Source organism: Microbacterium sp. Bi128, assembly GCF_918698205.1.
Genome location: NZ_CAKKMM010000646.1, coordinates 1 through 2790, shown reverse-complemented (window position 1 = coordinate 2790; position 2790 = coordinate 1). Strand labels below are relative to the sequence as shown.

General features: G+C 72.2%; 2 protein-coding genes and 1 pseudogene. 2 read left to right on the top strand and 1 reads right to left on the bottom strand.

Translation table 11 applies throughout. The features are described from left to right. A pseudogene (locus tag LQV45_RS24255) lies at window positions 1–300 on the top strand (hypothetical protein); the annotation flags it as partial. A gap of 38 nt (window positions 301–338) precedes the next feature. Here the strand turns inward: LQV45_RS24255 and LQV45_RS24250 are convergent. Then, entirely contained in the window at window positions 339–1169 is an 831-nt protein-coding gene (locus LQV45_RS24250) for a putative protein N(5)-glutamine methyltransferase (protein ID WP_230009174.1), read from the bottom strand. A gap of 267 nt (window positions 1170–1436) precedes the next feature. Between LQV45_RS24250 and LQV45_RS24245 the strand changes: the two genes are divergently transcribed. Further along, window positions 1437–2537 carry a beta-propeller fold lactonase family protein gene (locus LQV45_RS24245; protein WP_230009173.1) on the top strand — a complete coding sequence of 367 codons (1101 nt, stop codon included), beginning with the start codon at window positions 1437–1439 and terminating at the stop codon, window positions 2535–2537. Window positions 2538–2790 lie beyond the last annotated feature (253 nt).

Here is a 2790-nt window from a genome sequence, read left to right as displayed (position 1 = left end):
GTCAAAGACAAAGCCCCCGAGGTCTCCGAGCATCTCGGCGAAGCCGCGCGCCGCGCCGGTACCGTCATAAGCTCCGCTGTCCACCGCGATGCCGGCCACGGAAGCACGTCCGCGGCCACGCCCGGAACGGCCACGCCCGGAAAACCGGGAGCAGCCACGCCCGGAACGCCGGCACCCGCGGCCCGCGATGTCCATTCCGACCCTGCGCTCACCGACCAGACCGGCCAGGACTGGTCAGACGAGGGCGGCGCCACCCCGGCTGGCCCCGCCACCAACGTGGACGGGGACAAACTGCCCTAGGAGTTTCTTTGAGGGGCCACCGTCGCCGCCCCTGCCGGCTACCGCCCGCCGGAGGGCAGCAGCACGCCGGCCACCACGGTGGCCCCCAGTTCCTCCGAGCGCAGCACCCGGGCCGCCAGTCCGTGCCCGCGGAGGATTCCGGCCGTCTGCGCGGACTGCCGGCGGCTGGTCTCTATCAGCACGTGGCCGCCGGGCGCCAGCCACTGCCGCGCGCCGGCGGCGACCCGCCGCTGCACCTGAAGCCCGTCGGCGCCGCCGTCGAGGCAGGCCCGCGGCTCGTGGACGCGCGCTTCCTGCGGCATGGTTTCGATGTCTGCCGAGGGAACGTAGGGGGCGTTGACGGCCAGCAGCCGGACCCGGCCCCGGAGGGCCGCCGGGAGGGGAGCATAGAGATCACCCTCGTGGACCTCCCCGCCCAGGGGCAGGACGTTGGTGCGTGCACAGGACACGGCCGCGGGGTCGATATCGGCGCAGTGGAGTTCGGCGGGGCCGGCGAGGGCCGCGAGCGCCGCACCGACAGCGCCGGACCCGCAGCACAGATCGACAACGACCGGTGCCGGGGCGTCGCCCCGCGCCATGCGGCTTGCGTCCAGGAACGCAGCGGCCTGCCGGACGAGGAATTCCGTCCGGCGGCGGGGCACGAAGACTCCGGCGTCGACCGCGATGCGGAGTCCGCAGAATTCCGCCCAACCGAGAATGTGTTCAAGGGGAAGGCCGGCGACCCTCCGGCCGGCCATCCGTTCGAGCGCCTCCGGGGTCGGGGCCGCGTCGATCAGCAGGCGGGCCTCGTCTTCGGCAAACACGCAGCCGGCTGCCCGGAGCCTGGCCGTGAGTATCTCGTGCGGGGAAAGATGGCGGATTACTGGCATGGGTGCGCCTTTCGGTCGGGTGTCAGACGCCCTCACCGTGAGCTGGCCGAGGCCGGCACTGCTGGGCGGGCATCCTTTCTGGACTTGCGTGAACGGGACCCACCTCCTTTTGCTGCAGTTGCTCGATTGCCCCATGCTACCGAAGCCGCCCGCGGCCAGCTGTGATTGGGTCTGCTGTGATTAGTCCGGGTTTTGCGGCGGACTGCGGCGGCGGATTGTGACGCCTGCTTGGGATGCCTTGGCGGCGGCGGCTGGCAGGATGGCAGCATGGACTCCCTCCCTGCCCACGATCTCATCTGGACCGGCTCCTACACGGCAGATTCCGGCGGCCGCGGCACGGGGATCGGCGCGGTTGCCGCGGCGGCCGACGGCACATTGCGCTGGTTGGGTGTTGCGGCGGCGGCCGACTCGCCGTCCTTCCTGGCGGTCCACCCGTCTCTCCCTGTGGTCTATGCCGTGGCCGAGCAGGCCAGGACCGTCCGGGCCTACCGCCGGGCCGGCGCGTTTGGACTGGAGCCCGCGGGCCCGGCGTGGCCGGCCGGTGACGCGGCCTGCCATGTCGCCGTCGAGCCTTCCGGCCGTTTCCTCGTTGTCTGCTGCTGGGGCGACGGCCGGGTGCTGTTCTATGAGCTCGACGCCGACGGCGGCATTGTTGACCGGACGGCCGGCGTCGAATCGCGCGACCCGTACGGTGAGACTCCCGGCGGCGGCCCCGGCGAACGGGAAAAACGGCCGAGCCGCGCTCATGCGGCACTTATGCTGGCCGACGGCAGGGTGATGACCACCGACCTCGGCCACGACCTGCTGCGGATCTGGAATGTCGGATCCGGACCGGGGCTGGCTCTGGGGCCGGCCCTGGACCACGAGGTGGTCCTGCCGCGGGGCAGCGGCCCCCGGCACCTGGTCCAGCATCAGGGCGGCCATGTCTTTGTGGTGACCGAGTATTCAATCGAGGTGGCTGTGGCCGGGTTGTCGCCGGACTCCGGGGACTTCCGGCTCGGATTCGTCGGGCCCGCCGGCGCCGCCGGGGCGCAGCCGGATGATTCGGCGGCAGAGATCGCGTTGGCGGCCGACGGCAGGTACGCCTATGTGGGCGTCCGCGGTTCGAACCGGGTCTGCGTGCTGGAGGTGGAGGCCGGGGGCGCGGCGCTGCGTCCGGTGGCCGACGTCCCCAGCGGCGGCGACTGGCCCCGGCACCACGTGGTCCGCGACGGCTTGCTGCACGTCGCCCACGAACGCTCCGGCGACATCGTGACGTTTCCTCTGGACGCGGCATCAGGGTTGCCGGGTATCCCTGCGAACCGGCTGCAGGTGGCCTCCCCCACGGCGCTGGTGCCGGCCCGGCCCCGGCTGGCGCACCGGGGGTGAGGAGCCGGCGCCCGGCTGACGCGGTGCTGCGGCGAAGAGCAGGCCGCCGGGTCAGCAGGCCGCGGCAAGCCCCGCAGCAGCCTGATGGACGCCCTGTTCGCCCCCATCCAGCTGGATCCCGCCCAACTGAAACCCTCCCTCCGGCTGGAACACGCTCTCCGCCTGGAAACCGTCGGCGAAGTGGAGTCCGTCCCCCGGCTGGATACCGCCGTCGAGCTGGAAGCCACAGGGACAGCGCCACAGCTGTCTCTTA

Bases quoted from the DNA above. Each gene is read 5' to 3' on its own strand.
- LQV45_RS24250 (WP_230009174.1), bottom strand. From the start codon at position 1,169: ATGCCAGTAATCCGCCATCTTTCCCCGCACGAGATACTCACGGCCAGG.
- LQV45_RS24245 (WP_230009173.1), top strand. From the start codon at position 1,437: ATGGACTCCCTCCCTGCCCACGATCTCATCTGGACCGGCTCCTACACG.